At 52.7% G+C, this 14,264-nt stretch carries 13 protein-coding genes and 5 tRNA genes; all 18 read right to left on the bottom strand.

Features of this window, described 5'->3' with window-relative positions; translation table 11 throughout:
• Window positions 1–6 precede the first annotated feature (6 nt).
• A complete protein-coding gene (nadA, locus tag ACOQH0_RS06780) occupies window positions 7–1,050 on the bottom strand; it encodes a quinolinate synthase NadA (protein WP_109081185.1) in 1,044 nt (347 codons plus the stop codon).
• Between the two features lie 275 nt (window positions 1,051–1,325).
• A tRNA-Lys gene (locus tag ACOQH0_RS06775) sits at window positions 1,326–1,401 on the bottom strand.
• Window positions 1,402–1,424: 23 nt separating this feature from the next.
• Window positions 1,425–1,500, bottom strand: a tRNA-Lys gene (locus tag ACOQH0_RS06770).
• A gap of 146 nt (window positions 1,501–1,646) precedes the next feature.
• Window positions 1,647–1,722: transfer RNA gene (locus tag ACOQH0_RS06765), tRNA-Lys, on the bottom strand.
• Window positions 1,723–1,725: 3 nt separating this feature from the next.
• Window positions 1,726–1,801, bottom strand: a tRNA-Val gene (locus tag ACOQH0_RS06760).
• A 26-nt stretch (window positions 1,802–1,827) separates the two neighbouring features.
• Window positions 1,828–1,903, bottom strand: a tRNA-Lys gene (locus ACOQH0_RS06755).
• Window positions 1,904–2,064: 161 nt separating this feature from the next.
• Window positions 2,065–2,859, bottom strand: a complete 795-nt coding sequence (gene cpoB / locus ACOQH0_RS06750) for a cell division protein CpoB (protein WP_010428743.1) — start codon at window positions 2,857–2,859, stop codon at window positions 2,065–2,067.
• A 9-nt stretch (window positions 2,860–2,868) separates the two neighbouring features.
• Window positions 2,869–3,390 carry a peptidoglycan-associated lipoprotein Pal gene (pal, locus tag ACOQH0_RS06745; protein ID WP_003858578.1) on the bottom strand — a complete coding sequence of 174 codons (522 nt, stop codon included), beginning with the start codon at window positions 3,388–3,390 and terminating at the stop codon, window positions 2,869–2,871.
• Window positions 3,391–3,425: 35 nt separating this feature from the next.
• Window positions 3,426–4,718: a Tol-Pal system beta propeller repeat protein TolB gene (gene tolB, locus ACOQH0_RS06740; RefSeq protein ID WP_089598921.1), complete on the bottom strand. Its 1,293-nt coding sequence runs from the start codon at window positions 4,716–4,718 to the stop codon at window positions 3,426–3,428.
• A gap of 134 nt (window positions 4,719–4,852) precedes the next feature.
• Complete coding sequence (gene tolA, locus ACOQH0_RS06735; protein WP_100165268.1) at window positions 4,853–6,106, bottom strand: cell envelope integrity protein TolA; 1,254 nt, start codon at window positions 6,104–6,106, stop codon at window positions 4,853–4,855.
• Between the two features lie 28 nt (window positions 6,107–6,134).
• Window positions 6,135–6,563 carry a colicin uptake protein TolR gene (gene tolR, locus ACOQH0_RS06730; RefSeq protein ID WP_003858589.1) on the bottom strand — a complete coding sequence of 143 codons (429 nt, stop codon included), beginning with the start codon at window positions 6,561–6,563 and terminating at the stop codon, window positions 6,135–6,137.
• Between the two features lie 3 nt (window positions 6,564–6,566).
• Window positions 6,567–7,259, bottom strand: coding sequence for a Tol-Pal system protein TolQ (gene tolQ / locus ACOQH0_RS06725; RefSeq protein WP_089598919.1), 693 nt, complete (start codon window positions 7,257–7,259; stop codon window positions 6,567–6,569).
• Complete coding sequence (gene ybgC, locus ACOQH0_RS06720; protein WP_003858593.1) at window positions 7,256–7,660, bottom strand: tol-pal system-associated acyl-CoA thioesterase; 405 nt, start codon at window positions 7,658–7,660, stop codon at window positions 7,256–7,258. The genes tolQ and ybgC overlap by 4 nt, the downstream gene beginning before the upstream one ends.
• A gap of 148 nt (window positions 7,661–7,808) precedes the next feature.
• A complete protein-coding gene (gene ybgE, locus ACOQH0_RS06715) occupies window positions 7,809–8,099 on the bottom strand; it encodes a cyd operon protein YbgE (protein WP_014831116.1) in 291 nt (96 codons plus the stop codon).
• Complete coding sequence (gene cydX / locus ACOQH0_RS06710) at window positions 8,099–8,212, bottom strand: cytochrome bd-I oxidase subunit CydX (RefSeq protein ID WP_003858598.1); 114 nt, start codon at window positions 8,210–8,212, stop codon at window positions 8,099–8,101. The genes ybgE and cydX overlap by 1 nt, the downstream gene beginning before the upstream one ends.
• A 14-nt stretch (window positions 8,213–8,226) precedes the next feature.
• On the bottom strand, window positions 8,227–9,366 hold the full coding sequence (gene cydB / locus ACOQH0_RS06705; protein WP_010428732.1) for a cytochrome d ubiquinol oxidase subunit II: 1,140 nt from the start codon (window positions 9,364–9,366) through the stop codon (window positions 8,227–8,229).
• Between the two features lie 15 nt (window positions 9,367–9,381).
• Window positions 9,382–10,950, bottom strand: a complete 1,569-nt coding sequence (gene cydA / locus ACOQH0_RS06700) for a cytochrome ubiquinol oxidase subunit I (protein ID WP_089598917.1) — start codon at window positions 10,948–10,950, stop codon at window positions 9,382–9,384.
• A gap of 675 nt (window positions 10,951–11,625) precedes the next feature.
• A complete protein-coding gene (gene mngB, locus ACOQH0_RS06695; RefSeq protein WP_421511821.1) occupies window positions 11,626–14,256 on the bottom strand; it encodes a mannosylglycerate hydrolase in 2,631 nt (876 codons plus the stop codon).
• Window positions 14,257–14,264: the final 8 nt, after the last annotated feature.

Raw genomic sequence — 14,264 nt, 5'->3', positions numbered from 1 at the left:
AATAAGTTAAGTACGTAGTGTAGCCGCAAAATCCAGCATGCGGTTAAGCGGAATTAACGCACCCTCACGCAACGCCGCATCAACATGAATTTCATGCGCTGCCCCGCCCGTCTCGAGCCCTTCGGCAATCGCTTTCAGGCCGTTCATCGCCATCCACGGGCAGTGCGCACAGCTGCGGCACGTTGCCCCCTCGCCTGCGGTTGGCGCTTCGAGTAGCTCTTTTTCCGGCACCGCCTGCTGCATTTTGTAAAAGATACCGCGATCGGTAGCCACGATAAGCTGCTTGTGAGGCAGCGTCCTGGCCGCGTTGATAAGCTGGCTGGTTGAGCCAACCGCATCGGCCATATCGACAATCGACTGAGGCGACTCTGGATGCACCAGAATGGCCGCTTCCGGGTACAGCGCCTTCATACGCGTCAGCGCCTGAGTCTTAAATTCGTCGTGAACGATACATGCGCCCTGCCAGCAGAGAACATCTGCGCCGGTTTGCTTCTGAACGTAATTACCGAGATGGCGGTCAGGCGCCCAGATAATTTTCTCGCCCAGGCTATCCAGATGTTCAATCAGTTCAACGGCGATGCTGGAGGTCACCACCCAGTCTGCGCGGGCTTTTACCGCCGCAGACGTATTGGCATAGACCACCACGGTGCGGTCAGGATGGGCATCGCAGAACGCAGTGAATTCCTCAACAGGGCAGCCGAGATCGAGAGAACACTCTGCGTTGAGCGTCGGCATCAGAATAGTTTTTTCCGGGCTGAGAATTTTTGCCGTTTCACCCATAAAGCGCACGCCAGCGACCAGCAACGTGGAAGCGGGATGTTTTGCACCGAAACGTGCCATCTCCAGTGAATCAGAAATACACCCGCCGGTCTCTTCCGCCAGCTGCTGGATTTCCGGGTCGGTGTAGTAATGGGCCACCATCACCGCATCTCGTTCTTTGAGAAGACGCTTGATCTTCTCGCGGTAGAATTGCTTTTCATCCTGGCTCAGCGGGACAGGCTTTGGCGGAAACGGATAGATTGCGGCTTCGGGATCAAACATCACACTCATTATGGCTTCTCGTTTTACTGGCTTAACAATATTGCCTTTATTTTGCGCAACATAGCAAAACGGTAGGCAATTGTGTTTTATATACTAAACAAGATAGCGAATTTGAGACGAAAAGTCACCGGCTATAGCTACACATAGCATTTGTCGGGTGGCGGCTTCGCCTTACCCGACCTACTTTGTTCGTAGGCCTGATAAGCGCAGCGCCATCAGGCAGTGTGTTTTAGGCTCAGGATCTGCAGATAGCAAAAAGGCGCCTTTAGGGCGCCTTTCTACACTGGTGGGTCGTGCAGGATTCGAACCTGCGACCAATTGATTAAAAGTCAACTGCTCTACCAACTGAGCTAACGACCCCTTGCGGGATTTTTTCTTCGAAGTGGTGGGTCGTGCAGGATTCGAACCTGCGACCAATTGATTAAAAGTCAACTGCTCTACCAACTGAGCTAACGACCCATTCGGGTGCTGACTTCGAAGATTTTTACTCGGTACCACCGGAAAGTGGTGGGTCGTGCAGGATGACTCGGCTTCGCCTCGCCCTACGGGCCGTTGCTAAAGCAACGTTATCCTTCACGTTTAATATCTCAGTAAGATATTAAAATTGGTGGGTCGTGCAGGATTCGAACCTGCGACCAATTGATTAAAAGTCAACTGCTCTACCAACTGAGCTAACGACCCGAGTGGTGGGTGATGACGGGCTCGAACCGCCGACCCCCTCCGTGTAAAGGAGATGCTCTACCAACTGAGCTAATCACCCACTCTGTACTACTGGTTTGCGTTAAGTGGTGGGTCGTGCAGGATTCGAACCTGCGACCAATTGATTAAAAGTCAACTGCTCTACCAACTGAGCTAACGACCCACTTTTACGCTGTTTTCACGTTGTTTGATATCCCGTGGCAACGGCGGCATATATTACTGATTTAAGAATTCTGCGCAACAAAAATTTCGATGAAGATCACTTAACTGCTTACGAATCATGCGGCACGACCAGAAATAACACGATTTCTGGTCATGCGATAATCATCCCATCGAACTCAGACGTTTTTGCGCCTGTTTGGCACCTTCGGTACCCGGGAATTTTGTGACAACCTGCTGATACACTGCTTTGGCCTTCGCAGTGTCACCTTTGTCCTGCATGATCACGCCGACCTTATACATCGCATCCGGCGCTTTTGGCGATTTCGGGTAATTTTTCACCACTGAGGCAAAATAAAACGCCGCATCGTCCTTTTTACCCTTGTTGTAATTCAGCTGACCGAGCCAGTAGTTCGCATTTGGCTGGTAAGTGGAATCAGGGTACTTTTTCACGAAGTTCTGAAACGCAACGATAGCGTCGTCCTGGCGAGATTTGTCCTGTACCAGGGCGATAGCCGCGTTGTAGTCAGTATTCGCGTCACCGCTCTGTACAGGCGCGCCTGAAGAGGCTGACGCATCTCCTGTCGGAGCAGGTGTCGCTGTTGCTGCACCGCTTTGGTCGCCCGCTGCAGGCTGTGCTGCTGCACCACCGCTACTCAGGCTATCCATCTGCAGTAAGATCTGCTTCTGGCGTTCCACAACCTGGTTCAACTGATACTGGCTTTCCTGGATCTGGCCGCGAAGGGAGTCAATATCATTTTGGTTATCGGAAAGCTGCTGCTGGAGTTGGGTTAAAAGCTGACTGTGAGCGTTAGAAATACGCTCGAGTTGAGTGACCCGGTCTTCTACCGAGCCTGAGCCGACACTACTGATTGGTGCCTGAGCAAAAGCGGCCCAGGGGGCCGCTATTCCAACCAGTAACGACAGACTCATGAGATGATGTCTGAAGTTACTGCTCATGCCATTCTCTTAGTAAACCAGTACGGCACGACGGTTTTTGGAGTAAGCCGCTTCGTCGTGACCCAGTACTGCAGGTTTTTCTTTACCGTAAGAAACGATGGAGATCTGGTCAGCAGAAACGCCTTTACCCTGCAGGTACATTTTAACAGCGTTAGCACGACGTTCACCCAGGGAGATGTTGTACTCTGGAGTACCACGTTCGTCCGCGTGACCTTCTACGGTGACTTTGTAAGACGGGTTGCTACGCAGGAAGTTAGCGTGAGCATCCAGCATCGCAGCGAAATCAGAACGGATGTCGTATTTATCCAGATCGAAGTAAACGATGTTGTTCTGCTGCAGCTGCTGCATCTGAAGACGCGCTTGCTCTTCAGAAGACATGTTGCCATTGCCGTTAGCGTCCATACCGGTGCCGGCACCCATCATGCCTTCACCGCTCTGGTCATTGCTTGCGTTCTTGTTAGAAGAACACGCTGCGATTGCCATTACAGGCAGAGCGATCATCAGCCCCTTCAGCACTTTGTTCAGTTGCATTTCTAAGATTCCTTTAGTAATCAATTAATTATTATTTACAGATACGGCGACCAGGCAGGTGATTTTACCTGTCCATCAGTTGCCGGAATACGCGCTTTGAAACGCCCATCTGTAGAAACCAGATTCAGCACAGATCCCATCCCCTGAGAAGAGCTGTAGATTACCATCGTGCCGTTAGGTGCCAGACTTGGCGTTTCATCCAGGAACGTTGACGAGAGAACTTGCACGCCACCCGTTACCAGATCTTGTTTGGCAATGTGCTGCTGACCACCCGCAGAACTGACCATTACCATCGTTTTACCATCGGCACTGACGTCAGCATCCTGGTTCTGAGAACCTTCCCAGGTAATACGCTGCGGCGCTCCGCCGTTGATATTCACTTTATAAACTTGTGGACGACCGGCCTGGTCGGACGTGAAGGCCAGGTTCTGGCTGTCCGGGAACCAGGTTGGTTCGGTGTTGTTGCTACGGCCATCCGTCACCTGACGAATCTGACCAGAACCGATGTCCATCACGTACAGGTTCAGGCTACCGGTTTTAGACAGGGCAAAGGCCAGTTTTGAGCCATCCGGAGAGAACGCAGGCGCACCGTTGTGACGTGGGAACGACGCAACCTGACGCACGGCACCGTTAGACAGCGTCTGGATCACCAGCGCAGAACGACCGCTTTCGAAGGTTACGTAGGCCAGTTTGGAACCGTCAGGAGACCACGCCGGAGACATCAGCGGCTGTGGAGAACGGTGAACGGTGAACTGGTTGTAGCCATCGTAGTCAGAAACGCGCAGCTCATATGGGAACTGACCGCCGTTGGTCTGAACGACGTAAGCGATACGAGTACGGAATGCACCTTTAATACCGGTCAGCTTCTCAAACACTTCGTCACTTGCGGTGTGGCCCGCATAGCGCAGCCACTGCTTGTTCACTTTATAAGTGTTCTGAGCCAGAACGGTACCTGGCGCACCGCCGGTATCGACCAGCTGATAAGCCACGTTGTAGCCACCGTCTGGGGCAGGCGTTACCTGACCGACCACGACCGCATCAATACCCAGCGCAGACCACGCCGCAGGCTGTACTTCCTGCGCAGTGCCCGGCTGCTGTGGCAGGCGAGAACGATCTAATGGGTTGAATTTGCCGCTGTTACGCAGGTCAGCGGCTACAATGCCGCCGATGTCTTCAGGCGCCGCACCCGGGCCAGCCCACTGGAACGGAACAACGCCGATTGGGCGCGCCGAGTCCACCCCCTGGGTGATCTCGATACGTACTTCTGCATGCAGCACAGCTGCCCACAGCATTAAAAAACTAAATGCTACACGTAATGCCTGCTTCATCATATCTCCCTTATCTGGGTAACCTTACCCACGATAATTTAGCAGAATGTTAACAAACTCAAATAGACAAAACTACCTGAACCCTGTGACTAAACCTGGTCTATTTTCCCCCGTTTGCACGGGGAAAATGTAACTTAAGGTTTGAAGTCCAGTGGCGCATTTTTAAAGACTTCATACACGGCCTGAGAAGGCGGTTTTGGCATCTTCGCCTGACGCGCTGCAGCCAGTGCAGCAGTACATAAGGCTGGATCGCCACCTTCAGACTGAATATCGAGCAGCATCCCATCCGGCGCCAGTTTTATACGCAGCGTACACGTTTTACCGGTGTAGGAAGACGCATCATAAAATCGGCTTTCGATAGCGGATTTAATCTGCGCGGCATAACCGTTGATTTCAGCGCCTGATGCACCGTTACTCTTAGTGTTACCACTTCCAGACGGCGCTGCGTTGTTTCCTTTCGCTCCGCCACCCGTTTTCGGTGCATTCTTACCTGAACTGAGATCGCCCAGCAGATCGTCAACGCCTGCAGCAGCGGCAGCTTTTTCAGCGGCAGCAGCCTTTTTCGCAGCGGCTTTTTCGGCGGCTGCTTTCTTATCGGCAGCGGCCTTCGCGGCTGCAGCTTTTTTATCGGCTGCGGCTTTTTCTGCGGCGGCCGCTTTTTCAGCTGCGGCTTTCTCGGCAGCAGCCGCTTTCTTCGCCGCCTCGGCAGCAGCTTTCTTCTCTGCTTCCTGAGCGGCTTTCTTCGCGGCTTCCGCTTCGGCTTTCTTCTGAGCATCAGCAGCGGCTTTCTTCGCGGCTTCCGCTTCAGCTTTCTTCTGAGCATCGGCAGCGGCTTTCTTCGCGGCTTCCGCTTCAGCTTTCTTCTGAGCGTCAGCAGCGGCTTTCTTCGCAGCGTCTGCGGCTAATTTAGCCTGCGCATCTGCCTGTGCTTTCGCATCCGCAGCGGCTTTGGCCGCAGCCTCCTCCGCCTGTTTCTGCTGTTCTTGCGCTTTCTTCGCTGCGGCTTCAGCCTGTTTCTGCTGCTCAGCCTGCTCTTTCGCCGCGTCCTGCGCCTGCAAACGCTCTTTCTCAAGCTGCTTCAGACGCTCCTGCTCCGCGGCCTGCTTTTCACGCAGTTCTTCCGCTTGCTGTTGCGCCTGTTTTTCACGCTGCTCTTCAGCACGTTTTGCGCTCGCCTGCTGCTGCTGCTGACGATTATAGTTCTGCACTACCGCACCGGGATCCACCATGACGGCATCGATGGAAGACCCCCCACCGCCGCCAGCTGATGCATCAATGTGCTCGTCGAACGAACTCCAGATCAGCGCTGCAAAAAGAATAACGTGCAGTACTGCGGAGACGATTATCGCTCGCTTAAGCTTGTCGTTCTGTTCGGTTGCCTTTGACACTATCGGTTCCCAAAAACTACGCAGATGATCAAATAGGCTGAGTCATTAAGCCAACAGACTTAACGCCCGCACTATGTAGCAAGTTCAGCGCTTTAATAATTTCATCGTAAGGCACGTCTTTTGCGCCACCGATTAAGAAGACCGTTTTCGGATTTGACTCCAGGCGTCGTTGCGCTTCAGCAATAACCTGCTCGGGCGGCAGTTGATCCATACGATCTTTCTCGACCACTACGCTGTACTGCCCTACACCGGAAACCTCAATGATGACCGGAGGATCGTCATTGGTGCTTACCGCCTGTGATTCTGTCGCATCCGGCAGATCAACTTCCACGCTCTGGGTAATGATGGGCGCTGTCGCCATAAAGATCAGCAGCAGTACCAGCAGTACGTCCAGCAGTGGAACGATATTGATTTCGGACTTGAGCTCGCGACGACCTCGTCCACGCGATCTGGCCATGGTTTACCCCTTGTTGCTCTCGGTACTGGTAAACGCCTGACGGTGCAGAATCGCGGTGAACTCTTCCATAAAGTTGTCGTAGTTCAGTTCCAGTTTGTTCACGCGCTGGTTCAGACGGTTGTAAGCCATAACCGCCGGGATTGCCGCAAACAGACCGATAGCGGTCGCAATCAGTGCTTCAGCGATACCCGGCGCAACCATCTGCAACGTCGCCTGCTTCACCGCGCCTAACGCGATAAAGGCGTGCATGATCCCCCACACGGTACCAAACAGACCGATATACGGGCTGATGGAACCCACTGTGCCGAGGAACGGAATGTGCGTCTCAAGGGTTTCCAGTTCGCGGTTCATGGAAATGCGCATCGCACGCGACGCACCTTCTACTACCGCTTCCGGCGCGTGGTTATTCGCGCGATGTAAGCGGGCAAACTCTTTGAATCCGCTATAGAAAATTTGTTCGGAGCCTGAAAGATTATCACGGCGCCCCTGGCTTTCCTGGTACAGACGAGAAAGTTCGATACCCGACCAGAACTTGTCTTCAAACGCTTCGGCTTCACGGCCAGCGGCATTAAGAATACGCGTTCTCTGGATAATGATGGCCCAGGATGCGATTGAAAAACCAATCAAAATCAACATGATAAGTTTAACCAGAAGGCTAGCCTTCAGGAACAAATCAAGGATATTCATGTCAGTCACTGCTTAAACTCCGCGACAATAGACTTAGGAAGCGCACGAGGCTTCATTATGGTTGGATCAACACAAACAATCAGTACTTCAGCTGAGTTCAGTACGGTGTTCTCTGCATTGACTATCCGCTGCGTGAAAACCAGTGAGGTTCCGCGCATTGATGTAATTTCAGTTTGGACTTCGAGCATATCGTCGAGTCTGGCAGGCGCAAAATACTCAAGCGTCATCTTGCGTACCACGAAGGCAACTCGCTCAGCCAACAGCACCTGTTGACTAAAGTGATGATGGCGCAGCATCTCTGTGCGTGCCCGTTCATAAAAAGCAACGTAGCTGGCGTGGTAGACCACACCACCGGCATCGGTATCTTCGTAGTAGACACGAACCGGCCATCGAAACAGCGTTGTATTCACTTTACATCCCAGTAATGCAACAAAAGTTAGAGCTTTTAAACTTCGCTACTATACGCGCGGGAATGATGGTTTGGAATGGGAGAAAGTAAACGGAGAGTAAATTTTTATGGGCTCGGGTAAGCCCATATCGTTATAGGACATTTCTTATTCAGAAGAAGAAGAAAATCAGACCAGCAAGGAGAACCAAATCGGCAATCAGCGGGCAGAAAATTCCCTGCCAGTGAATGGCTTTCGGACGAAAGCCCACGCCGTGAATGACCCCTGCGCACACCGCCCACATGATGAGGAAGCCGTGCCAGATCTCAAGTTCGCTGGTCTTTGCCGCGAAGCGCGACGGGTCCCAGAAGATGCAGCCCGCCAGCAGTAATGCCATCACTAAAGAAAGCGCCCGTAACGGGCGCTTGTCCATTACCGCATATAACGTTGCGATAATATTCATTAGTGTTTTTCTTCACCCGCTTTGGTCGCTTCGACGTGCTCAAGCGCCAGGGCAGTGATGACACCAAATGCGCAGGCAAGAAGCGTCCCTAAAATCCATGCGAAATACCACATATTCAGCTCCTTACTTAGTACATAGAGTGGGTGTTGCTTTCGATATGTTCTTTGGTGATACGACCGAACATTTTCCAGTAACACCAGGCGGTGTAGAGCAGAATAATCGGTACGAACACGCAGGCAACATAGGTCATCAGGTTCAGCGTCAGCTGGCTGGAGGTTGCATCCCACATGGTCAGGCTAGCATTCATCATAGTGCTGGATGGCATGACGAACGGGAACATCGCAATACCTGCCGTCAGGATGATGCACGCCAGTGTCAGTGAAGAGAACACGAACGCCAGAGCGCCTTTTTCCAGACGAGAGGTCAGCACGGTCAACAGTGGCAACAGTACGCCCAGCGCCGGGATAGCCCACAGAGCAGGGGTATTGTTGAAGTTCACCATCCAGGCACCCGCCTGACGCGCAACTTCTTTAGTCAGCGGGTTAGACGGCGCAACATGGTTGATCGCAGACGTCACCACGTAACCATCGATACCGTACACCACCCACACACCGGCCAGAGCGAAGCAAACCAGAGTGACCAGCGCCGCAACCTGAGCCGTTGCACGGGAACGCAGGTGCAGTTCACCCACAGTACGCATCTGCAGATAGGTCGCGCCCTGAGTAATGATCATCGCCACGCTAACAACACCTGCCAGCAGACCAAACGGATTCAGCAGCTGGAAGAAGTTACCGGTGTAGTAAAGACGCATATATTCATCGATGTGGAACGGTACGCCCTGCAGCAGGTTACCGAATGCCACGCCAATCACCAGCGGCGGAACAAAGCTACCGATGAAGATGCCCCAGTCCCACATGTTACGCCAGCGGGTATCTTCAATCTTGGAACGGTAATCGAAGCCTACCGGACGGAAGAATAAAGACGCCAGCACCAGAATCATCGCCACGTAGAAGCCGGAGAACGCAGCCGCGTAGACCATCGGCCAGGCAGCGAATAGCGCGCCACCCGCGGTGATCAGCCACACCTGGTTACCGTCCCAGTGAGGGGCGATGGAGTTGATCATAATTCGACGCTCGGTGTCATTACGACCGAGGAAACGGGTAAGCATCCCTACCCCCATGTCGAAACCATCAGTGACCGCAAAACCGATCAGCAGAACGCCAATCAACAGCCACCAGATAAAACGCAATACTTCATAATCGATCATTTGATGACTCCTGTCTTAGCGTGCCGGCTGAGTAGTCGCGGTGGACTGCTCGTAGTGATAGCGACCGGTTTTCAGGCTGCTTGGGCCAAGGCGCGCGAACTTGAACATCAGGAACAGTTCAGCTACCAGGAACAGGGTGTACAGACCGCAAATCAGCAGCATGGAGAAGATCAGGTCACCCGCAGTCAGGGACGAGTTCGCTACTGCCGTTGGCAGCACCTCACCGATTGCCCATGGCTGACGGCCATACTCCGCAACAAACCAACCGGATTCGATAGCGATCCATGGCAGAGGAATACCGTACAGCGCGGTGCGCAGCAGCCATTTTTTCTCACCGATACGGTTGCGAATCACGGACCAGAAGGATGCCGCGATAATCAGCAGCATGATGATGCCGCAGCCCACCATGATACGGAACGCGAAGTACAGCGGTGCAACACGTGGAATCGAGTCTTTGGTTGCCATCTGGATTTGCGCTTCCGTTGCGTCGGAGACGTTCGGGGTATAGCGTTTCAGCAGCAGGCCGTAACCCAGGTCTTTCTTCACGTCGTTAAACTGATCGCGAACGGCCTGATCGGTTGAACCGGCGCGCAGCTGTTCCAGCAGCGAGTAGGCTTTCATCCCGTTACGGATACGCTCTTCGTGCTGCACCATCAGATCTTTCAGGCCAGTCACCTGTTTGTCGACGGAGCGAGTGGCGATGATGCCCAACGCATAAGGAATCTGAATGGCGAAGCGGTTTTCCTGCGCTTCCTGATCGGGAATACCGAACAGGGTAAATGCCGCCGGAGCAGGTTGGGTTTCCCATTCTGCTTCAATAGCGGCCAGTTTGGTTTTCTGCACGTCGCCCATTTCGTAACCGGATTCATCACCCAGAACAATAACAGACAGAATTGCCGCCATACCGAAGCTTGCTGCGATAGCAAAGGAGCGTTTTGCGAAAGCGAAGTCGCGACCGCGCAGCATGTAGTAAGAGCTGATGCCCAGTACGAACATCGCACCGCACACATAGCCAGAAGCCACGGTGTGAACGAATTTAACCTGAGCAACCGGGTTCAGGACCAGCTCAGCAAAGCTGACCATCTCCATGCGCATGGTTTCGAAGTTGAAATCGGATGCGATTGGGTTCTGCATCCAGCCGTTCGCCACCAGGATCCACAGTGCGGACAGGTTAGAGCCTAATGCCACCAGCCAGGTTACCGCCATATGCTGGACTTTACCCAGACGGTCCCAACCGAAGAAGAACAGACCTACAAAGGTGGATTCGAGGAAGAAGGCCATCAGACCTTCAATGGCCAGCGGCGCACCGAAGATATCCCCTACATAGTGGGAATAGTAAGACCAGTTAGTCCCGAACTGGAACTCCATGGTCAGACCGGTTGCCACGCCCAGTGCAAAGTTGATACCAAACAACTTGCCCCAGAACTTGGTCATATCTTTATAAATCTGTTTGCCGGAGAGGACGTAAACCGTTTCCATGATGGCCAGCAGGAACGCCATACCGAGCGTCAGTGGCACAAACAGGAAGTGGTACATCGCGGTCAAGGCAAACTGTAAGCGCGACAGTTCGACTACGTCTAACATTATGACTCCTTGCTCATCGCATGAAGACTCCGAGAGTGAACCCCGTCAAAGAGAGATCCACACGCATGCCCCAATACAAATTATTCGCATCCTTGTCGTCGTTATTACCCTGGAGAAGGATAAAAACGATGACGTCAGGTTACAAATAGGTTAATAAAAAACTCAAATTGATCCCGCAAATATAATACGCTGCAAAACCCTTACAATAAACAGGTTTTTATTGAATCACATTTACGTTTTTCGACGACGATCAATTTATAGCAAAATTACCACTTTTCGGCCATTTTGATCCGGGACAATTTAGCGCCTTTTGATGGGTTTTTCCAAGGATTAAACTTTGATTTAAATCAAAAACAACCATTGATGTTAACCATGTTTAATCATGGTGAGAATGGTAAAAACCATGTTAATGATATGTGCATGCAAAGATGAGATTGGTTATCGAAGACGGGAAAAAATATAAACAGAAGTGATTTTAATTAACGCGAAAGTAAGCAACATTTCAACGGGGGACAAACAATAAAGCGTAGTCGGGCCAGGTTATTTTTCCATTGCATTTATGCAACCCTCCGAAATTACATTTAATTTACTTTTGACACTCCATAAGTTAACACCACTGTGTGACTATTTAATGAAAAAAGGCCGCCTTCTCTGCAGCCTTTTTGTATCGCTGGTTCAGGCGAATAGAATACTAAAGGTTCGCGACTGCCCCGGCCTGAATCCCCCGACAATACCCTCTTCTTCACACCGATCCATTATCCGTTCGTTCATGTCCGTTTCGCGCCACCGTTTCACCGTTGGATTCATGGATAACGTCGTGTCGCATGCGCTGGACGCCGAAGGGTTGAACAGGCGGAGAATGAGCTCATCACGATCTTCAGCCTTTTTGAGCGTACTGAGCATGCATCCAGTTGGCGAAAGCGCTAACAGACTGTAACTTTCCGGCGTGATAAACGACGCGCGATTCAGTTTCATCGCATCCCAGGGAATTTTGTTATAGCACTGCACCGGTGTTAACCACGATTTAGCCTGCTGTGCGACGCCCGCGTTTTCTGGCGTACCGCTAAAGCTGAAGAGGCTAAAGCGACAGGTTAACGGCCCGCGTACCTGAGAGTCAGGAACAGGCATTTTGATCCCTGAAGGTCTGCCTGGACGCAACAGCAAATCTTCTTTCCCGAGCAACCCCACGCCGCGCAACAAGGTTAAGGCGAATGCTTTTTTGTCATCGCCCACCACTTCAAACTCGCGCAGTCCCTCGGTGAAGAGCGCCAGCCCGTTGCGTTTTTCCTGCAGGACGGCATAGTTGAGTAAATTCCAGACGGGTACCGGCGCTTCTTTCCAGCCCTCCTCATGCCAGGTTGCCATCGCCGCGTCCTGCACCGGCCGAATGAGCGAGCCAAACTGCGTATCCGCTAACACGTCCTCTGTCATAAACGGCGTTGGGATCAGTACGCGAACGCGGTGGTCGTTAGCCTGGTTTTCCAGACGCACGGCCACATCGATACGCCTGCTGTTATGGCTAAGCGTGACGTCAAACTCTACATTGAGTGAGCCGTTTCGCTGGCGCGCCGCGCGTTCAGCCAGATTTGCCGGAACGGCGATCCGATGGCGGATAGCCGCCCTGCTCTGCCAGCCTTCGTGCGTGACCTTAACCTCATGCTCGCCCTGCGCTGACGTGAGCCTCCACTCTTCCCGGGAAGGCGAGTAGTCGTACTCATCGCCATCGTCCGAACTCTCTTCGATTTCCAGTACGCGGTCATAAATAAGCCCGCTTTCTTTATCGCGCAGGCGCAGCGTGCCGTCGCCATTTAAATCAATCTGCCAGAAGGCATTTTCAAGCAAGGATTCGGCATTTTTCACCGCCGGGAGCACCTTCCCGGCCACGTCCGGCTCGATATACAGCGTACGGTAGCCCATCGATGGCAGTATCTGACTGAGCTGAATATCAAACTCCATAAAGGGTTCGTAATTGCCGTAATGGACAATCTGCCGGTCAATGAGGCCAGGGTCGAGTTCGCGCGCGCTGCGAATGAAATAGGGGATCTCGTTGCCTTTTTCATCCCGCAGTCTGAACTGGCTGGCCCGCAGCCGAATCGTGGTGTTCATCACCTCTTCACGCGGCCAGGGCATCAGGTTGAACATCACCAGCTTATCGGCATCGCTTTGCGGCATGTTGTCGACAATCTTGCGCATATAGAAGCGCACCAGGTTGTCCGCCATGTCCTCAGCCAGCTCAAAGCGGGAAACAATCTCGCGGTGCACCTTATCGCTGCAGCAGCAGCCGATGCTGTCGTGAGCGTGGTTTTTGAGGATCTCTTTCCACATCTTCTCCAGCAGGCCGTGGTGGTAGTCGAAGCCCAGCGTCCAGGCAAGCGCCGCCAGCGGCTCGAGGATATTGACGATTTTGTTCTCGATACGCGCATGGGCGATTTTAATGTCCATGCGCGTGGAGCCGATGGTGCGGTGCACACGCATGTATTTCCCGTCGATAAACTCGCCTTTCAGCGTCGCCAGTTCGTCGCGGTGCGCGTCGATATAATCAAACACCTCTTCAAACCGACTCATCACGAACTGACGCTGGGGATAGATTTCACGAAGCTTATCCATCACCGCGAAAATATTCTGCTGCAGCGGCATCTGGTCGTGACCGTTGGGCAGTAAAATCTCTTTGGTAACGGAGGCGTTTTCCAGTACCTCGAAATAGCTGTCGAGCCGTTTTCTCAGCCCTGCTTCGTCCTCCGGTAAGTACTTACCAATCGCGTAGCCCAGCGGCAGTACCTGCGCAGTCACTTCACTGCCGTCCTGGCTCTGCCAGAGAAACTCGGTTTTATCGGTACCGTGACGTTCGGAGCAGCCTCGCCAGAACATCGTGCGGGTAATGCCAAACCCGTTATAGATATGCGGTAGCTGGCCGGACATACCAAACGAATCCGGCAGATAGCCGATCCTCATCAGCTCGCCGAACGCCATACAGTCGCGCATGCCGTACATAAGATTGCGGACAATCGACTCACCGCTGACAATCGTGGTATCGGTCTGGGTATACCAGGGGCCGATAATCAACTTTCCGCGCTCCACAAGCGCTTTCACTCGCAAGCGGTTTTCAGGCACGACGGCAAAATAATCCTCCAGCACCGCCGTCTGTCCATCGAGGACATAATATTTATACTCGTCATCCTGCTCCAGACGGGTCAGGATCTCTTCCATATTATTGACCAGAAGAATACGCGACTCTTCGGTGGTGAAGTACCACTCACGGTCCCAGTGCATATGCGGCGTGATATGAACGCGAGATACAGCTTTCATCTTCGTTT

It is taken from the genome of Enterobacter sp. JS8-1, from assembly GCF_049187015.1.
GTDB classification, from domain to species: Bacteria; Pseudomonadota; Gammaproteobacteria; order Enterobacterales; family Enterobacteriaceae; genus Enterobacter; species Enterobacter mori.
The sequence above is the reverse complement of the archived record's forward strand: the minus strand, read 5'-3'. Positions and strand labels throughout refer to the sequence as shown.